This is a genomic window from Aliivibrio thorii, assembly GCF_057368585.1.
This window is the reverse complement of the sequence record NZ_CM170655.1, coordinates 1,018,202-1,036,312: the sequence shown is the minus strand read 5'-3', so window position 1 is coordinate 1,036,312 and position 18,111 is coordinate 1,018,202. Positions and strand designations below refer to the sequence as shown.

Here is an 18,111-nt window from a genome sequence, read left to right as displayed (position 1 = left end):
CTTTCTAACACACTTATCAATAATCCCTATCCATCCCACACTATTCCCACTTAAGTAAATCATAAAAAACGGGGAATAAATCATGATCACCGACTTAATTAATGAACAACTCATTTGTTTAGATCTTAAAGCAAAAACAAAAGATGACGTATTTTCAGAAATGGCTGAGACGTTACACCAACAAGGTCGCATCAATGACAAACAACAATTTTTGGCAGATATCTATGCCCGTGAAGAATTAGGAAATACAGGGTTTGAAGAAGGCGTTGCTTTGCCTCATGCCAAAAGTTCGGCAGTTATTTCACCAGCAGTAATGATCGGTGTCAGTAAAGAAGGCATTGAGTACGGCGCTGAAGATGGGCTCCCATCTAAATTATTCTTCATGATCGCATCTCCTGCGAATGGTGCTGACCATCACATTGAAGTGCTAGCTGAACTTTCTTCTAAGTTAATTGAAGATGGTTTTATTGAACAATTCCTTAAAACTACCTCTTCAAAAACCGCTCTTGAACTTCTACTTCAAGAATCTGAAGCAACAGATGCTGTAGAAGCAAACAACGGTTTTCTTATTGGTGTTACTGGTTGTCCTGCTGGTATTGCTCACACTTATCTAGCTTGCGAAGCTCTCGAAAAAGGCGCAGCAGAGCTTGGTTACAAAATCAAAGTCGAAACTAATGGCTCTATTGGTGTTAAAAATAGCCCAACAGCAGAAGAAATTGAGCAAGCCGATGCCATTATTGTCGCCTGTGATAAACAAGTTGATCTTACTCGCTTTGCTGGGAAAAAATTAATTCAAACCAACGTAAAAGCACCAATCAAAGACGCGAAAGGGTTAATCACTCAATCACTGACTCAACCTCCTTTTGTAGCTGAGTCATCATCTTCTTCAAGTGACACTAAAAGTGCCGCATCTCAAACTCGTTCAGATTTATATCGCTATCTAATGAATGGGGTATCTCACATGATCCCATTCGTTGTAACTGGTGGTTTATTAATTGCACTTGCATTAGCACTAGGCGGTCAACCAACAGAAAGTGGAATGGCAATCCCACCGGGTAGCCTATGGAATAAAGTGCTTGATGTTGGTGTTGTTGCCTTTACCTTAATGATCCCTGTCCTTGCTGGTTACATTGCTTACGCGATTGCTGATCGTCCTGCATTAACACCAGGGCTTATCGGTGGTTGGATTGCTAACAACGGTTCTTTCTATGGTGCAGATGCAGGCACAGGCTTCATTGGTGCCATCATTGCCGGTTTACTGGTTGGTTACTTTGTTAAATTTATCGTAAGTATTAATTACCATAAATTTATCCAACCACTTGTGCCAATCATGATTGCCCCAATTGCTGGGTCATTGTTTATTTCAGGTCTGTTTATCTTCGTTATTGGTGCGCCAATCGCAAGTTTAATGGATTCATTAACCGTGCTTTTGACTAACTTGAGCACTGGTAATGTTGTTCTACTTGGCATCGTGTTGGGTGGTATGGCGGGCTTTGATATGGGTGGTCCATTCAATAAAGTCGCCTTCCTATTCTCTGTCGGCATGATTGCAAGCGGCCAAACTCAATTTATGGGTGCGATGGCATGTGCAATTCCTGTTGCTCCACTAGGTATGTCTTTGGCTACTGTTCTTGGTCGCAAGTTCAATATCTTTGAATCATCAGAAATCGAAGCAGGTAAAGCGTCTGGTGCGATGGGTCTCGTTGGTATCTCTGAAGGTGCAATTCCATTTGCTGCACAAGATCCAATCTCAGTTATTCCGGCAAACATGCTCGGTTCAATGACAGCGGCAGTAATGGCATTTTCATTCGGTATCACTAACAGTGTTGCTCATGGTGGTCCAGTGGTTGCCCTACTCGGTGCGATGAATAAACCAGTCCTTGCTATCGCTTGTATGGCGGCAGGTACTGTCGTAACTGCTCTGGTTTGTGTCTCTATTAAAAAGATGCGTCAAAACAAAAACGTCACAGTAGCAGTAGCTTAATTGTCTTGTGGCACCATCGACCAATCTCCCCCTGTGCTTGATGGTGTCACCCTAATATTATACGAGTCCATTATGAACGCATGTAAAAAGCACTTTTTTTACCCGATGAATAACGTCATTCAAGATTATGCTTGGGGTAGTTATACTTCTATCGAAACTCTTTTTGATATCAAAAATACAACTGAGAAGCCTCAGGCTGAATTATGGATGGGAGCTCATCCAAATGGTTGTTCTTTTGTGACAATCAATGGGAATTCAGTATTACTTTCTGATTTAATCAATGAAGATAAAGACGCCTTCTTATCTTCACCTACTGCACAAAGCTTTGGTGAACTGCCTTATCTTTTTAAAGTACTCGCAGCAGAAAAAGCCCTCTCAATTCAAGTTCATCCTAATAAACAACAAGCGATGGACGGATATGATAAAGAAGAAAAAGCAGGCATTGCAATCAATGCATTTAACCGTAATTACAAAGACAACAATCACAAACCTGAGTTGGTTTATGCCTTAACGACTTATAAGGCAATGAACGGTTTTAGAGCATTTGACGACATAATATCGCTGTTTACTTTAATGTCATTACCTTCGATAGACTCTCTTGTTACTGAATTTTCTCAAGATCCAAGCTCTAACGGACTAAAAACATTCTTTAAAGCCATTCTATCTCTAGAAGGTGAAGCAAAAGACACCGCTTTAACTGAATTAGTTAACTTCGCATCACAAAATACCGATGAGTTATTTATTCAAATTCAAGATCTCATTGAACAATACCCAAATGATATTGGTTTATTTACTCCATTGATGCTGAATGTAATTACCCTTCAACCGGGTGAGGCGATGTATTTAAAAGCATGTACCCCTCACGCTTACATTAATGGCACAGGTCTGGAGATTATGGCTAATTCTGACAATGTATTGCGAGCAGGGCTAACACCTAAATTCATGGACATTGATGAGTTAATGGCATGTACTGAATTTGACAGCATTCCTCAGTCAGCATTATTGATGCAACCAATAAGTATTGATGGTGGGATGAATTACCCTATTCCTGTTGATGATTTTAAATTCTCAGTGCTAACTCCTAGCACAGAATTACCATTAACAACTCAAAGTGCCGAGATCTTATTTGCTATTGATGAAGATATGATCGTAAATCATCCGTCTGGAGAATCGGTTTCTGTGTCTAAAGGTCACTCGATTTTTATACCGGCTTACACAGAGCAATATACATTACAAAGCCAGGGTAAAGTTGCAAGAGCCTTTAATTAACGTTGTAAATAAAACACCAATCTAAATCCCCCTAAATAGCTAACGAGTGACTCCTTTTCGTTGGCTATTTTTTTTACTCTTGGCACATAGCATGAAGCAACAATGCTTGTAATCCCATTGGTTGTCTTGTATTTACAAGTCTTTGACTAAAATCGGAAGACAACATACTACGGGTTAATTTAGTCGCGCTTATGATCATATCTCGAGTAGGATTCTCAGGTAAAACTAAGGCAATGACTAAGTTAACATCCCCCATTTTAGAAGCCCAATCTATAGAGTAATCACTACGAATAATAGCGATGGTCGGCCTATCAACTAAAGATGTGATCACATGGGGTAACGCAATTCGTCTCGCCATCGACGTGGACGAACGCTCTTCACGTTTAATAAAAAGAAGTAATAACTCATCCGTTTCTTCAGGACAAATCAATAATGATAATCCTTTTAAAATTTCAAACTTTGAGAGTTGGGTTTGGGCTTTTACGTAATGGAAATTAATGTCACATTTTGGGGTTAATTTAGGGTGTTTATCGACAATTGCTTCAGAAAAATCACAAGACTTATCTGAGGCAATAAAATCAAAACCTGATGAGAGCAAATCTGTTAATACAAAGTTTGCCCACTCCGCATCGATACCAACCGTAACTAATTGACAAAAATCGCCTTCCGTTAATGCTAATTGCAATAAACCAAGAGAACTTGATACATCAGAACGGCGATCTCGGGTGATATTTTCAATATAAACCAAACATTTAAACTTTTTCGCTAATCGAGCCAACTGACTTGCCAATTTAGGAGGCAAGCCACTGTGTTTTACAAAGAAGGTTATTCGATAATCATTTGTTACGGATTCAATCATGAAAGATGCTTGGATAAAATTCGGTCAACATCCGTCAATACTAACTCAATATTGTATTGTTTTGTATTAATCCCAACAAAACGGTTTTTATTTGCGATTTCAATATCAGAAGCAATGATCACAACGTCCGCATTCACGATATCAGCTGACGTTAATTCATTTTCAATTCCCATTGCTCCTTGCGTTTCCACTTTAATGGATACACCATATTTTGCTGCGGCTTTAGTTAATACATCGGCTGCCATATAGGTGTGTGCAATGCCCGTAGGACACGCAGTTACTGCCACAATTTTCATGATTTACTCTTAAAAAGTACAAACTAACGGTATAATAAAATGCTTTATATCAATGGATAACGATTAGAATCACACTTTATAATTCAGGGTACAATAATCCAGTAAAAGCCTTTTTTGTGCTGTATTCTAAAAAGAGATATTTACTTACATTACACCTAATAACTACAATATAATCAATAATGAGCAAATCATGAACATCCATTCTCTTATCGATACCAACGTTATTTGTTTAGATCTCAAAGCGACCTCTAAAGAGAGTATTCTTGAAGAGATGGTTCAGATTTTGGATGATGCAGGCAAACTCTCTGATAAAAAACAATATTTATTAGATGTTTGGGCTAGAGAAGAAATTGGAAATACTGGATTTGAAGATGGTATTGCTATTCCTCATGCAAAAAGCTCTGCAGTAATCACCCCCTCAGTGGCTGTTGGTATCAGCCGTCATGGTATCGATTATGGTGCCGAAGATGGCGAACCTTCAGATATCTTTTTTATGTTAGCGTCTCCTGACGGTGATGATACACACCATATCGAAGTATTAGCTCAGATATCTAGCCGTCTGATTGAAGATGGCTTCACTGAAAAACTTAAATCAGTATCAACCGAGGCAGAGGCTCTGGCTCTTTTTACTGACAATATTAAACTAGAAGAAGAATACACTCCTAATCAACCTCCCTCTGTCTCATCAGAGAAAAATACATTACAGCGTCGATTAGGGCGAGCTAAAGAACACCTTTTATTTGGTACTTCGCACATGATCCCCTTTATTGTTGCTGGTGGTGTGTTGTTATCTCTTTCCGTTATGATCTCTGGACATGGTGCTGTTCCGACAGAAGGCATATTAGCGGATATTGCTCAAATGGGCATTGCTGGCTTGACCTTATTTACCGCGGTATTAGGCGGATACATAGCCTACTCTATTGCAGATAAACCCGGATTAGCTCCTGGTATGATCGGTTCTTGGATTGCCGTTCAGCAATATAATACAGGGTTCTTAGGCGCGATTATCATTGGTTTTTTTGCAGGTTTCGTTGTAAGAGCTTTAAAGCAAATCAAATTACCAGACAGTATGACTTCTCTTGGTTCTATTTTTATCTATCCACTTATTGGTACCTTTATTACTTGTTCTGCTGTGATGTGGGTAATAGGTGCTCCTATTGCTAGCACCATGACGTTATTAAATGAATGGCTTGCAAGTATGGCAGGGTCTGGAAAAGTGGTTCTGGGTGCCATTCTTGGCGCAATGACCGCATTTGATATGGGCGGACCTATTAATAAGGTGGCTACTCTATTCGCTCAGACTCAAGTAAATACCCAACCTTGGCTCATGGGTGGCGTCGGTATTGCTATTTGTACTCCTCCTCTAGGCATGGCTCTTGCCACTTTCTTGTCTCCTAAGAAATTCAAACGTGAAGAAAGAGAAGCAGGAAAAGCCGCAGGTATCATGGGAATGATTGGCATTACTGAAGGGGCAATCCCATTTGCTGCTGCTGATCCTGCTCGTGTTATTCCGGCCATCGTTGCAGGTGGTATTGTGGGTAATGTTACTGGGTTCTTATTTAATGTACTTAACCACGCCCCTTGGGGAGGGTGGATTGTTTTACCTGTTGTTGATGGGAAATTTGGTTATGTCGTAGGTACATTAATCGGGGCAATAACGACTGCTCTTATTGTCATATCCTTGAAGAAAAATGCGGTTGAAGATAGCGATTTAAAAGGACAACAACTTATTTTTAGCTCTGTAAAAGACGAAGGCACAGCAGATGTATTAGCAATAACCGCTTGCCCTTCAGGTGTTGCTCATACCTTCTTGGCAGCAAAAAGTTTAGAAAAAGCAGCTCATACTTTAGGCATAAAGATTAAAGTAGAAACTCAGGGAGCTGATGGCATTAATAACCGAATAACCCCTCTTGATGTTAAGAACGCTAAATTTGTTATTTTCGCACACGACGTTGCCATTAAAGAGCCATTACGCTTTAAAGGAAAACGAGCACTTGATGTTAGTACAAAAGAAGCAATGTACAATAGCGAGCAATTACTAAAAACACATTCTATTAGTTATAAGCGCTATACTTTGTAGCACAGAACTGGCTCTATTTTTGATTTCCTTAAAAAAACCAAAAAAACCACACTGACATAACCACTGAATTATCAGTGATAATAACTATTCAAATAGTGATTCCGAGTGTTTTTTTATAAAGCCGCCCTACCGTATTGAAATAACAAATTAAGTTGATATTTTGGCAAGATAAATAAGATGTAACAAAAATATTTTGCTAGAGGATTAACAAAATGGCTAAGCCAATCCAACTGGGTTTTATGGCTTTATTACTGGCTTTTTCTGCTTCAACATTTGCTAAAGGCGAGCGTTATGGTGCAGTGGCTAATATGAAGACAATTGAATCTACTGAGTACGAACAAGGAATGAGTGGCGAACTCAGCACAATCAGTTACGGTTTAGTTCATACCCGCCCAATAGATGAGAATAATAACCGTTGGCGTTGGTGGCTTGGATTTAATTATTTGTCTGACTACATTGATGCGCCAGCTAATGGGGTATATCAAGAAGTAACAAATTACGAACTTCGAATCGTCCCTCAATTCGCACTCGGTAACTGGTGGGCATTCACACCCTATGTGGGCGCGGGATTATCTCTTGGGTACAGTCAATATGGTGACCGCTGGGAAGTCGATGAAGACGGTTATAAGTACGGCAAGCAACTTGATGATATTGACCAATTTGAAGTCGGAGCAGTGTTCTCTTTTGGTACCGTCATTAAAATTGGCAGTAACCCTGATGCCCATCTTCAACTGATCCCTCAAGCTTCTTATATTCAACCTCTCTATAATGATGGCCTAGGTGGGCTTGAGTTATCCATCGCATTATTATTCTAAGGGGTTATTGTGCATTTAAATCAGCTCACTCTGTTTATTACAAAATCTCCTGAAGAATACACGGGCGGAAAACACATTGAAATGCCAGAAAGTGGAGGTTCACTCGGTCGAAATCCAAGTAATACTGTCAGTTTAATCGACCACAATCGCTTTATTTCTGGTTCTCATTGCATTATTAGTATTTATGGCGATACTTACTATCTTAGCGATGTAAGTACAAACGGCACGCTTGTTAATGGTAATAAACTACTAAAAAATCAACCAATCTCCTTATACGATGGCGATACGATCATTCTTGGGCGCTATGAAATCAGTATTGCTCTAGAAAAACTGTCTAACTCCGTCAATATTGCCGCAGATATTTCCGAAGAAACAGATTCTATCGATCCTTTAGCGAACCTTGCAGAATACACCGTTGATGATAAAGAAGATAAAGGTAACATTGCTGATCTATTTAAAGAAACTCGGATAGATAAAGTAGACAGCTCAGATCCTGTCGCTCATTTAAACTTCAAAACTCAAACAAGCAATGATGAGCACCTACTTCATGGCACTGAAAAAAAAGCGACGATAAAACCAACAGAGGCCGTTAATACTCGTCAATTACTTGATGACAGTAATAGCGTACACGCTGAGTTTGATATTCCAAACCTTATTCCTGAAGATTGGTTTTCAACTGATTTTAATGATCTTACTTCATCAACGTCACAACAAGAAATACCTCAAACGGTCCCAATTCAGCCAGTTGTAGAGCCTAAAGTCGCTCATCAAGAACAGCCTTGGGAAGACGTAACCCAAACAATACAATCAACAGCGACAACAGTAGAAAGAGAAGAGCCTTACCCTTCTCGCGATGTCATTACGCAAGATGCCCCATCTCAACAATCAGCGTATATTCCAGAAGTCAGTCACGATATAAAAGCGGCATTCTTTAAAGGGCTGGGCGTTTCTGAATCTCAAGTTGAACAAAGCGATGCGCAATTCTTCCAGCAAATGGGGACATGTTTACGCTTATGTATTAATGATTTACAAAAAGATCTTACCGAATTAAGAACAATAAAAGAAACAGAGCAAGACACATCAATCACCAATATTGTTGAGTTGATGCTGTCATTAAATCAACAAAAACTTTTGTCTCCAAATGAATTAATCGAACAAATCCTTGATGAATTGGACAGTCACAAATTCAAAATGGCTCAAGCCACTAATGATGTGATCAACCAAAAATTACAATCCTTAAATCCTACAGAATTTGCTCAAATCGTACGTTCTCAGTCGAGATTAAAAAGTAATGGCAAATTATGGAAAGAGTACGTCGATTTTTATCAAAAAAACAATCATGACAAAGTGGATATTTCTAGTTTAGTTGTGCAACAGAAAATCAAAGAACAATATTCTAAGAAATTAAAGGCTTAACATGCGAAATCTACTCATAGTTACACTGGCTTTAATTCTTTCTGGTTGCACCATGTGGGACCAATTTAAAGAATCAACAGGCATAACACCAGAGACGTCATCAATCGAATTGATTATTACTGCAAACAGCATACTTAATGTTCGTGAAGGTGGTCAATCTTCTCCTGTAATTCTGAGAATTCATGAACTTAACTCCCCTGTATTATTCCGTAACCTCGATTTTTTTGCTCTGTTTGAAAATGATAAAGCGTCATTGGGTGATGAATATATTAAACGTTATGAATATCAAATACAGCCTGGCGACGTTATTCACGAAACCTTAGTACTTGATCCTGAAACGCGAGCTATTGGATTCTCTGTCGCCTTTCGAGACATTAATGGATCGTCGTGGCGCAAAGTCGAATTAATCGAAGAAAAAAGCGAATACTTCTTAAAGCTAAACCTAAAAGAAAGTGAACTTAGCTCCAACAATACTCGTGGTATTGAACAAACATATTTTTAAGGATATCAACAATGTCATTATATAACCCTGTCGTGTGGCAAGATGGAATGTTTATGAAGCCGCAGCATTTCCAGCAGTTAGATCGCTATCAAGGCAAACAAAGTGGAATGCTAAGTGGGTTTGAATCTCCTCTTCATTGGGGAATAAAACGCATTGAAATCAATACCGAATTATTGGCTTTAGGTAAAATAGGTATCACTCACGCTGAAGGGATCTTGCAAGATCGCACTCCTTTTGATCTACCACTTCACGCTTCATTGCCAGAAGTAAAAGATGTTGATGCTTCTATTGCAAATAAAGTCTTATATTTGTGCTGTCCTTTGCCATCAGAGCGCTCTGAGCTATTCGGTACAAGTAAAGACGGCGCTCGTTACACAATGCACACTCAAGATGCGGTAGATGCATGCTATGACAGTGAAGAAATTGCCAATATCACCATTGGTAAGCTGAATTTTTGCTTAATGTACGAAGACGAAGATAAAAGTGCCTATACCTCTATTCCTATTCTGAAAATTTCAGAGGTAAAACCTGACGGCAGTATTATTCTAGATACATCATATATTCCTACTTGTATTGATATTAATGCCTCAAGTGTGCTTAAAAAATTCACAACCGAATTTGCATCTATGCTCCGTCACCGTGCTGAATCGATTGTTCAACGTTTAGGCGTTGTTGATCAGCAAGGCGTGTCTTCGGTTTCTGACTTTATGCTTTTACAAGCACTTAACCGTTATGAACCTCTATTTTGGCACTTTGCTAATATTGAAGGTGTGCATCCAGAAGCTTTCTATCGTGTTCTATTGCAAGCTGAAGGTGAATTAGCCACGTTATGCTCGGCGTCTCGTCGTCCACAAGAGTTTGTTCCTTACAACCACGGTAACTTAACAAGTTGTTTATCAACGATCCTGAATAACTCAAAAATGACCTTGAGTGTGATGTCTGAGCAACGTGCTATCCCGCTTGTTCTTAAAGAACAAGGTTACGGTATTCGTATTGCGCCAATTTCAGATAGAAGTATTGTTGAGTCAACCACCTTTATTTTGGCAGTTAAAGCAGACGTTACCTTGGATATTCTTCATACCCAATTCGTATCTCAAACTAAGATTGGCTCTATTGATAACATTCGCGAACTTATCAATTTACAGCTACCTGGTATTCGTATCAAACCAATGCCAGTTGTACCTCGTGCTCTGCCATATCATGCAGGCTACACCTATTTTGAGTTGGATAAATCAAGTGAAGAATGGGCAGCACTAAACAAGGCGGCCGCCATTGCGGTTCATGTTGCTGGTGACTTTGCGAACCTATCACTGCAACTCTGGGCTGTTAGATTATGAGTTACACCGAAGACGATGTAACCGTCGTACTCTTTCAACCAGAGCCGGGCAAACCAATGGAGGTGATGCCCGCTCCTGATTTGTCTCGCAATATATCCGTCAGTGAGCTAAACATCACCTCGATGGGAATAAACCCATTAGTTGATCAGTTCTCATGGCTCATTGCAAGCTTATCTTGTATGTCTTCTATCCCTTGGCTTGATGACCCAATGCCCTTTCGTGAACAAGTGGCTCGTGAAATCCGTAAAGGCGAGCGCATGCTAAATGAAATGGAGGTCGACCGCGCTTCTATTTTGGTTATCCGTTATTGCCTGTGTGCCGCAATGGATGAATCCGTATGCCGACAAGAATGGGGAGCAAACAGTAACTGGAGCCAAAACAGCTTATTGTCTGAGTTCCATAATGAAACCTCTGGTGGTGATAAGTTTTTTGTCATTTTAGAGCGATTAAAAGCGGATCCAAAAAAGTACCGTCACGTGATTGAGTTTTTGTATTTATTACTGCAACTCGGCTTTAAAGGCAAATACGGTCGTGCTGAGCGTGGTGCAGAAAGCTTAGCGGATATAGGCAATACCATTTATCGTCTCGTACGAGATGAACGCCTTGCTGAACAAGAAAAAGTCACTTTAGTGGATGTAAAATCCAAATACTTAAAAAAACCATTAAAACGAGTATTGCCTCCAAAGGTAATTATTGGAGTAAGCACGGTACTTTTTGCTGCCTTATATGCCGCAACGTACCTCATTATTGACGTTCGCTTTCAGAAGCTATTGTCAATTTATCAATAAATGACTCTGGGATTTTATCCCTTCAATTTTACAGATAGGTAATTCAATTATGGGCGTAACGGTTGCAGCAAATGGTATTGGCTCGGCATCTAGTATATCCGCAGGGCAAATCTACATTATTTACAAAGAAAGTGCTGATGATTTTGTAATTAATTCACCAAGAAGTATTAATCCTCATTATCGAAAAAACCTTACCGACGATGTATTTTTCGATCTTGCAGCTCAAGGAAAACATTAAAGAAGCCAAAAAATCAGAAGCAAAATGTGCTAACAGATTACACGGAAAGAATTTATCTCGTCAAATTTCGGGGATCGATTTTCGATACCTGGGAAAAGAAGATACAATAAAAGGTAATAGGAAATTAATTACATTTAGTCAACAACATTGGGAGCCAAAGGTAGGTCAATGAATAAATACAACGAAGAATACTATATAGTTTTTGATAATTATAACGATGAAACTCTTTACCTTAGCCCTTTACAAAAAACATTTGATAGAAACTATACCTATACAAAAGCAATTATGGGGCAAGATCCCTTTTTTTTGAAAATGCATATAAAGATAAAGACTTATTAAACTCAATACAAAGACCAATTAACAATGCACACTTAAATCTAAACTACCCTATTGTTTCTGATAAAATAAAAGATGACATAAACAATTTTAAAATTGATAATTTCCAACTTTACCCAACAATCATAATTGATGACAATGGTGATTTTTATGACAATTTCTGGTTTTTTTTTAATATTGTCAATAAGACAAATGTATTAAACTTAAAACATTGTATTATTGATGATTATGATGAAGATGAAGATCATAAGCGACATGATATAGATAAATATTATCTTGATTCAAATAAATTAGACGTAATACCAAAGGAACAGCGCTTAGTGCTCATCCCAGAAAAAGTGGTGTTCCAGTTTTCCTCCATCAAAAAATAGTTGATATTTTTAATAAACATAAAGTAGATACTCTAAAGTTTATTAAAGTTTCGGAATGGGAAATAGGTAAGCAATTCTAGTTCCTTAATCATAAACACCAGTTCTTTCGCTGGTGTTTTTGCTCCTACTAATTTTATACTTCTTCAATACAAAATATCTATCATTTTAATTAGACCACATAGAATAAGAAACAAACACTATGCGACTTCAGTGACGTATGATAGCCTAAAAAACTAATATTCTTGTTAGTGTTTTTATCTTACCTTTAATGCATTCAACCACTACATACAAAATACCTATCACCTTAGTTACTTTTTCTATTATTTTAGTGAGATTTAAAACCTTTAATCGCATAATATTATTATACAATAAATTCATATAAAAATATTATGGCTAACCAAATAATCGCATTTATTGCAAGTAATCAATTAAAAGACAGAAAATTCACACGATTGGTTTTTAATACAATCATTCTGCTTATTACACTTACAATCATGACTCTTGATGCATCTGAGAACTATGATATTGATAACCTACTTACTGATGTAATAGACAGGATCATTATCTTTACCAGCATTTGTTATATGAGTACTTTGTATTCGTATGGTTACAAGAAGGCTCTATTTAAGCATCAATGGCAATTATTCCTCGTGTCTTACCTAACAGTTACGCAAGCTATGTATATTGTTGGTTATACTATTTTTTCTTTATATGGAAAAGTCACCATCTTATTTTTACTACCTTACTCTATATTTTGGCTATTATTCTATTGTTATATTATCTATACAATTAACAATCTAAAAAATGACTTAGAAGAATATATATAAACTAAAAAAGCCAGTGAGTTCACTGGCTTTTTATATCAAAAACAAAATCAATTACGCTACTTTTTTATTAATCCAATCATCACGATATACAAAAGCAACGCTATCATTTAAGGACACAGTTCTACTTACTGTTGTTGCATTTACACCAGAAGCATTTATACCATCAAGAGTAATTGCTATATTAGAATTTCTCCAAGCTGAAATATCTTCCGTAGTCGTAGTCCAAGTACCATCTCGTTGTACCTGTACGGTTTGATTAAAGTTCTTAGCACCTTGATCTACTGATTGAACAATAATATTAAGATTGTCCCCTTCAGCAAATCCTAAACTTGTGCCAGTGATAACTAAACGATCAGAATCATCAGTTCCTATAACATCATCTCCTGCTACAAGACCTAGTGTGATCTCGGAGTTATTGCAACTTGCTCATTATATGCATCACCTTTATTACCAAACGCATTTTCATAATCTGCAGAAACGATTAAGTCTTTATAGCTTTCAGCACCTACATTTAAAGAGGAAATAGTCCCTATCCATTCAATAGCAGGGGCCGTCACAGAGCTAAAATCAATCGGTTGGCCTAAAGTTCCACTTACATTAGAGACATTTTCATTAAATCGGATAGTTACTTGAACACTATCACCATTTGACGGTGTTACCGGATTTAACGTGACACTTGAAACCGTTGGCTTCGCTGCTGAAAGGGTCGCCGTCTCTGTCACTGCTTCAGCAGCAATACTATGTTGATTTGAACCAGTAACTGTCGCCGTTACTTCACCATCAGGCCAACCAGTTAAATCTTGAGCCGCCGTACTCCAACGGCCATCACCTTGAACATTGGCTTCCGCGGTTTTCGTTTGTGCATCAACGTCGTTACTCAACACTAACGTTACTTTTTGGTTGTCATCAAATCGAGAGGTGTCACCATTAACAACAACATTCGTAACGTCGCTGCTGTTGATTACACCACCTGAAATTGCATCTATTGTAATACTAGGAATAAGATACAATACCCCGCTTGTATCTATACTCCCTACATTACCGAATTTATCAGTATGCCCAGATATCGTTAATATTGCTTCAGCGCTACTACTGACCGGAACATCCACTTGCCCAATCCATTGGGTTGAGTTTTGACCTGATATCCATGTAACAGTGTTCACTCCAAGTTTAGCCTCCGCATTTAATGTCTCTTCAGAAAAATCGATGGTTATATTTACAGAGTCGCCACTATTTGCATAAGTAGGTGAGAAAGTCGCCTGCGTTATCAAGGGGCCACCATTATCGACAAAGTAAGATGACATAATAACCTTACCCGTATTATTCCCAATAATGTCTTGAGCTTCTGTCTCAATTTCAAATTTAAAAACATTGGGATAATTTATGTTTTTAGAATCGATAGTAAATGTATATACCTGACGATAGTTATTACTTCTAGAGCTATCTAACTGAAAATCAATATTAGCATCAGTGCGCTTTAATGGATTACCTGCATACCAATATACTTTATTGATAGGAGCAGTATCCGTTGTATTTATACCGCCAATATCTTCAATTGTTAATGTTGATTTGACGATACCTGAAATTGTAAAATCATTACCTGTAGGATCGGAAATAACGACACCATCCGGTTGAATATTATCAGGGGAAAGAGTCAAAGTAGGTGCATTTTTATCAATACTTTCCCCTACTGAACCAAATACACGTACACCATTAACCACTGGGTCAGCCAGAGAGAAATGATCGGCCTGCTTTAAAGCGATAAACTCTTCAACACCATATTCTGTTGTCGTAATATCAAAGTAAGTTTGAGCTAAATCAGTTCTATATATATCTTCATTTAAATTCTGGTTACCAATAACAATTTGTCCATTAGCACCTTGACCATCAGCCTTGCCATCCGTTAATAAGTCATCATAAATTGCTACGGCATAGTCAATACTATCAGTTTCAGATGCATTCCTAGATGCCATATCACCTAAACTTTCAACCAAAAAACGATGTTGATAATTGATACTAGGTTCAGTAGGAATGACACTATCTAACATCTCATTTGTTGCATACTGACTCTGGGTAGGATTAAAACCAAAGAATGAATTTATTTGTGTATCTAAAGCCGAATTTACATCATTTAAAAGTTCTTTCGCTTTGGTTGAGGTTTGATAAATAAGATCTAATCCATTCCATTGATTCTCAAATAAACTCGTTTGATATGTAGATAATTCATCAATATATAGAACTTGAGATTCAGCCTCAGAGAAATAAACACCAACATTAGCAATTTTTGATGGAGACCCATAATTAAAATCAATATTCTTTCTTGCTGATAAACCCGATTCCCATTGGTAGTAATAGGCTCCTGGGTTGGCCTGTAAAACTACTCTAAAAAAGTCATAACCAAAAGGGTTATAGGTCATTTCACATTCCGCAACATCAAGTGATTTTCCACCTGAGTTATTATCTACTTGTACTGTGGTACAACTCTTAAGAGAATTAAAATCATTATTTGCTTTCATTCCTTCAATTTTTGCCGTAACACCAATAAAAGGGGTCACCACTTTTAATTTTGGCTGATCAAACGTAGATCGGAAGTAAACATCAAGCGGTTCACTAAAATTACCAGAAGGATCTCCTACCGTAATACTCAATTTTTGAGAATAGGTTTCAGTTGTTGAGGTAAAGGTTGTTCCAAGGACATCTTTAGTAAAAGGAATATAATAAATAACCTCTGATACCCTTCCATCAGCCTCTTTAATTAAAGCTTCATGAGGTATGCTAGCCTCTACGCTATCTGTAGACGCAACTGTATTTTTACTCGTAACAAAATCATATTCAATCGCACCTGTACGTTTCCGAAAATAATCAACTCTTAATGTTAATTTATCCGCAGAAGAACCATAAGTGCCTGATGTATAAGGATCCGAAACTCGAACTTTTATATAAGGAATATTATTATCTTTAAGAAAATTAATATTAAAATCAGAAAAACTAGTGCCACTCGCGATCCCATCAGAGGCATAAGCAAAATTTATTTCTAGGATCTCCGTTGCATCATCTACCGTATCTTTGGTATACGTATAATCAGAATAAATACCCAATCTCGATGCATCAAAGCCACCAAGTGTCATAAAGTACATATCTGCATTAATTTCATCGGGATAAGAGACGGTTTCTCGAGGTAACTGATCATCCTTATAAACAATAAATTCGTCTTTTCCTATATTTCCTAATATATCTTCTGCTGTGATATTAAATGCCGTACTATCTCCGAAAGAATCCGTACTATAGATCTGACTAAATTTACACCATGTATTGACGCCGTCATTAATAGGAGAACAACTTAATAATGTTGGTTCTTGTGCTCCTAATTGAACGCTAATACTCTGTATTTCACTCGGATTTTTCTTTATAATACCTTCCAATGTATAGCTAGATGCTGTTGATTTAATCGCATCAGGAGAGATAACCTCAATAACTGGCGCAATATTATCCCAATCAAATTGAATCTTGACACCATTAATATTCGTATTACCAATTACATCTTCAGCGTAAATGACCAACCGTGATTGTACAAAATCATTGTCTTCAGTATCTGCATCCAACCTATCTATCGACTCGGTATAAATGTCCACATTTTCTTCTGTGTCCCGAACTCCTGATTGAAAGTTAGTGAGATCTAATTGACAATATATTCCAGAATGATCTTTAGGACATTCTTCTAATTCAGTCCAACGATCATCAAGATCTGACTCCATCTTCCATTCAAGAACCACTCGATTACTATCTACACCTATTTCATCAATTAATGACAATTTAATAATATCGGTACCAGATAAAGTGTCAGAACCTAACCGAGTCACCTCCGGAGGATCTTCATCAATAGGAATTGAAGCTCTTGGAGCAACAACACTGTTAATTGAACCACTAGTTCCAAAATCATTTATTTGTCGACTAAAACTTTCATAATCGGAAACTGGTGTTCCAGATACATTTAATTGGTGATCACTAGTAACAATTAAAATATGCTGTGCCATCTCATGTGAATAAAGATCAGAGGTAATAGGAACTTGCCCAAAAGAGATATCTTTCAATAAACCAGAACTGTCTAATTCAAGCCCATTAAGCTCCCCGTCAGCAACAATATCCCGATAACCAATATCTGCAAGGTGATAAGAAGTATAAAGTTCTTCACTATCATTTCCTGGATATTTTTTAATTAAATCATAAGAATAAGAGGAGTATCCAACCAACAATGCACCATACTTATGCCCTATAGATGCAAAACTACTTTGCCCTCCTGTCGTGATATCAATAGGTATTGTTGTATTCACATCAAAACCATACATACCTCTATACATTGCAATCGCATTACTAATCGCATTAGCTACATTATTACCTTTACTAATATAATATTCAGTGAGTCCAGCGACTTGGTATGTTAGTGGCGTAATCATTATTGGTACTTCTGTTCCTTCCTCATAATTAACCACACTCGACATCACTATTGATTTATTATTACTTGCCGAGACAATATTTTTAGTTAGCGGATCACGATACGCTCCTCCCTCAGCTTTAACAAAAAGCGGCATACTCGATGAATCAAGGCTTATAGAATATTGACCAGACGGATTAGTAATTGATTGCCCTAATTTCCGTCCTAATTTCCCATTATTGTATTCCCATACAGTAACCGTAGCACCCGAAACTGGCGCGTCAAATACATAACCAGAGACTGAACCCATAGTACGTACTGGTGGAGATGTATCTCCTTTTTCTCCCCCACAAGATGTAATAAAGGATAGAAATAAGATACTAATAAGTAATTTAAATAACGAGTTAAGACGCATAAGGCTATTTTTAGTAATTAAGGGAGATATTTGGAGGTATTATATTTACTGCTTTTAAAATAACAACATGTCGATAAGAGTGGTAATATAGTTAAAATGACCATGAATTTAGTTAAAGTAACTATTGCATTAACCTGAAATTGCCA

At 37.6% G+C, this 18,111-nt stretch carries 12 protein-coding genes; 9 read left to right on the top strand and 3 right to left on the bottom strand.

Annotated features, from left to right (window positions below; genetic code table 11):
* The first annotated feature begins 82 nt into the window (after positions 1-82).
* The gene (locus AC2IP4_RS18650; RefSeq protein WP_105055868.1) at positions 83-1,984 is read left to right on the top strand and encodes a PTS fructose transporter subunit IIABC; all 1,902 of its coding nucleotides are present in this window, start codon (positions 83-85) and stop codon (positions 1,982-1,984) included.
* Positions 1,985-2,056: 72 nt separating this feature from the next.
* Complete coding sequence (manA, locus tag AC2IP4_RS18645) at positions 2,057-3,253, top strand: mannose-6-phosphate isomerase, class I (RefSeq protein WP_486307422.1); 1,197 nt, start codon at positions 2,057-2,059, stop codon at positions 3,251-3,253.
* A 73-nt stretch (positions 3,254-3,326) separates the two neighbouring features.
* Here the strand turns inward: manA and AC2IP4_RS18640 are convergent, their stop codons facing one another.
* A complete protein-coding gene (locus tag AC2IP4_RS18640) occupies positions 3,327-4,112 on the bottom strand; it encodes a PTS sugar transporter subunit IIA (RefSeq protein ID WP_375320707.1) in 786 nt (261 codons plus the stop codon).
* The gene (locus AC2IP4_RS18635; RefSeq protein ID WP_105055866.1) at positions 4,109-4,408 is read right to left on the bottom strand and encodes a PTS fructose transporter subunit IIB; all 300 of its coding nucleotides are present in this window, start codon (positions 4,406-4,408) and stop codon (positions 4,109-4,111) included. Before AC2IP4_RS18635 ends, AC2IP4_RS18640 begins: the two co-directional genes overlap by 4 nt.
* A 190-nt stretch (positions 4,409-4,598) precedes the next feature.
* Between AC2IP4_RS18635 and AC2IP4_RS18630 the strand changes: the two genes are divergently transcribed.
* The 7 genes from AC2IP4_RS18630 (at position 4,599) to AC2IP4_RS18600 (ending at position 11,584) form a co-directional block, all read left to right on the top strand.
* The gene (locus AC2IP4_RS18630) at positions 4,599-6,488 is read left to right on the top strand and encodes a fructose-specific PTS transporter subunit EIIC (RefSeq protein WP_486310834.1); all 1,890 of its coding nucleotides are present in this window, start codon (positions 4,599-4,601) and stop codon (positions 6,486-6,488) included.
* Between the two features lie 212 nt (positions 6,489-6,700).
* Positions 6,701-7,303, top strand: a complete 603-nt coding sequence (locus tag AC2IP4_RS18625; RefSeq protein WP_486310833.1) for a hypothetical protein — start codon at positions 6,701-6,703, stop codon at positions 7,301-7,303.
* Between the two features lie 9 nt (positions 7,304-7,312).
* Positions 7,313-8,719 (top strand): type VI secretion system-associated FHA domain protein TagH, encoded by a 1,407-nt coding sequence (gene tagH, locus AC2IP4_RS18620; RefSeq protein WP_486310832.1) that lies wholly within the window; start codon positions 7,313-7,315, stop codon positions 8,717-8,719.
* A gap of 1 nt (position 8,720) precedes the next feature.
* Positions 8,721-9,221: a type VI secretion system lipoprotein TssJ gene (gene tssJ / locus AC2IP4_RS18615; protein WP_486310831.1), complete on the top strand. Its 501-nt coding sequence runs from the start codon at positions 8,721-8,723 to the stop codon at positions 9,219-9,221.
* A gap of 11 nt (positions 9,222-9,232) precedes the next feature.
* Positions 9,233-10,558, top strand: coding sequence for a type VI secretion system baseplate subunit TssK (tssK, locus tag AC2IP4_RS18610; RefSeq protein ID WP_105055861.1), 1,326 nt, complete (start codon positions 9,233-9,235; stop codon positions 10,556-10,558).
* On the top strand, positions 10,555-11,346 hold the full coding sequence (gene icmH / locus AC2IP4_RS18605; RefSeq protein WP_060992986.1) for a type IVB secretion system protein IcmH/DotU: 792 nt from the start codon (positions 10,555-10,557) through the stop codon (positions 11,344-11,346). The genes tssK and icmH overlap by 4 nt, the downstream gene beginning before the upstream one ends.
* A gap of 49 nt (positions 11,347-11,395) precedes the next feature.
* Positions 11,396-11,584, top strand: coding sequence for a hypothetical protein (locus AC2IP4_RS18600; RefSeq protein WP_060992981.1), 189 nt, complete (start codon positions 11,396-11,398; stop codon positions 11,582-11,584).
* Between the two features lie 1,929 nt (positions 11,585-13,513).
* Here the strand turns inward: AC2IP4_RS18600 and AC2IP4_RS18595 are convergent.
* Positions 13,514-17,965 (bottom strand): hypothetical protein, encoded by a 4,452-nt coding sequence (locus AC2IP4_RS18595; RefSeq protein ID WP_486307418.1) that lies wholly within the window; start codon positions 17,963-17,965, stop codon positions 13,514-13,516.
* Between the last annotated feature and the right edge of the window lie 146 nt (positions 17,966-18,111).

Bases quoted from the DNA above. Each gene is read 5' to 3' on its own strand.
- AC2IP4_RS18650 (WP_105055868.1), top strand. From the start codon at position 83: ATGATCACCGACTTAATTAATGAACAACTCATTTGTTTAGATCTTAAA.
- manA (WP_486307422.1), top strand. From the start codon at position 2,057: ATGAACGCATGTAAAAAGCACTTTTTTTACCCGATGAATAACGTCATT.
- AC2IP4_RS18640 (WP_375320707.1), bottom strand. From the start codon at position 4,112: ATGATTGAATCCGTAACAAATGATTATCGAATAACCTTCTTTGTAAAA.
- AC2IP4_RS18635 (WP_105055866.1), bottom strand. From the start codon at position 4,408: ATGAAAATTGTGGCAGTAACTGCGTGTCCTACGGGCATTGCACACACC.
- AC2IP4_RS18630 (WP_486310834.1), top strand. From the start codon at position 4,599: ATGAACATCCATTCTCTTATCGATACCAACGTTATTTGTTTAGATCTC.
- AC2IP4_RS18625 (WP_486310833.1), top strand. From the start codon at position 6,701: ATGGCTAAGCCAATCCAACTGGGTTTTATGGCTTTATTACTGGCTTTT.
- tssJ (WP_486310831.1), top strand. From the start codon at position 8,721: ATGCGAAATCTACTCATAGTTACACTGGCTTTAATTCTTTCTGGTTGC.
- tssK (WP_105055861.1), top strand. From the start codon at position 9,233: ATGTCATTATATAACCCTGTCGTGTGGCAAGATGGAATGTTTATGAAG.
- icmH (WP_060992986.1), top strand. From the start codon at position 10,555: ATGAGTTACACCGAAGACGATGTAACCGTCGTACTCTTTCAACCAGAG.
- AC2IP4_RS18600 (WP_060992981.1), top strand. From the start codon at position 11,396: ATGGGCGTAACGGTTGCAGCAAATGGTATTGGCTCGGCATCTAGTATA.
- AC2IP4_RS18595 (WP_486307418.1), bottom strand. From the start codon at position 17,965: ATGCGTCTTAACTCGTTATTTAAATTACTTATTAGTATCTTATTTCTA.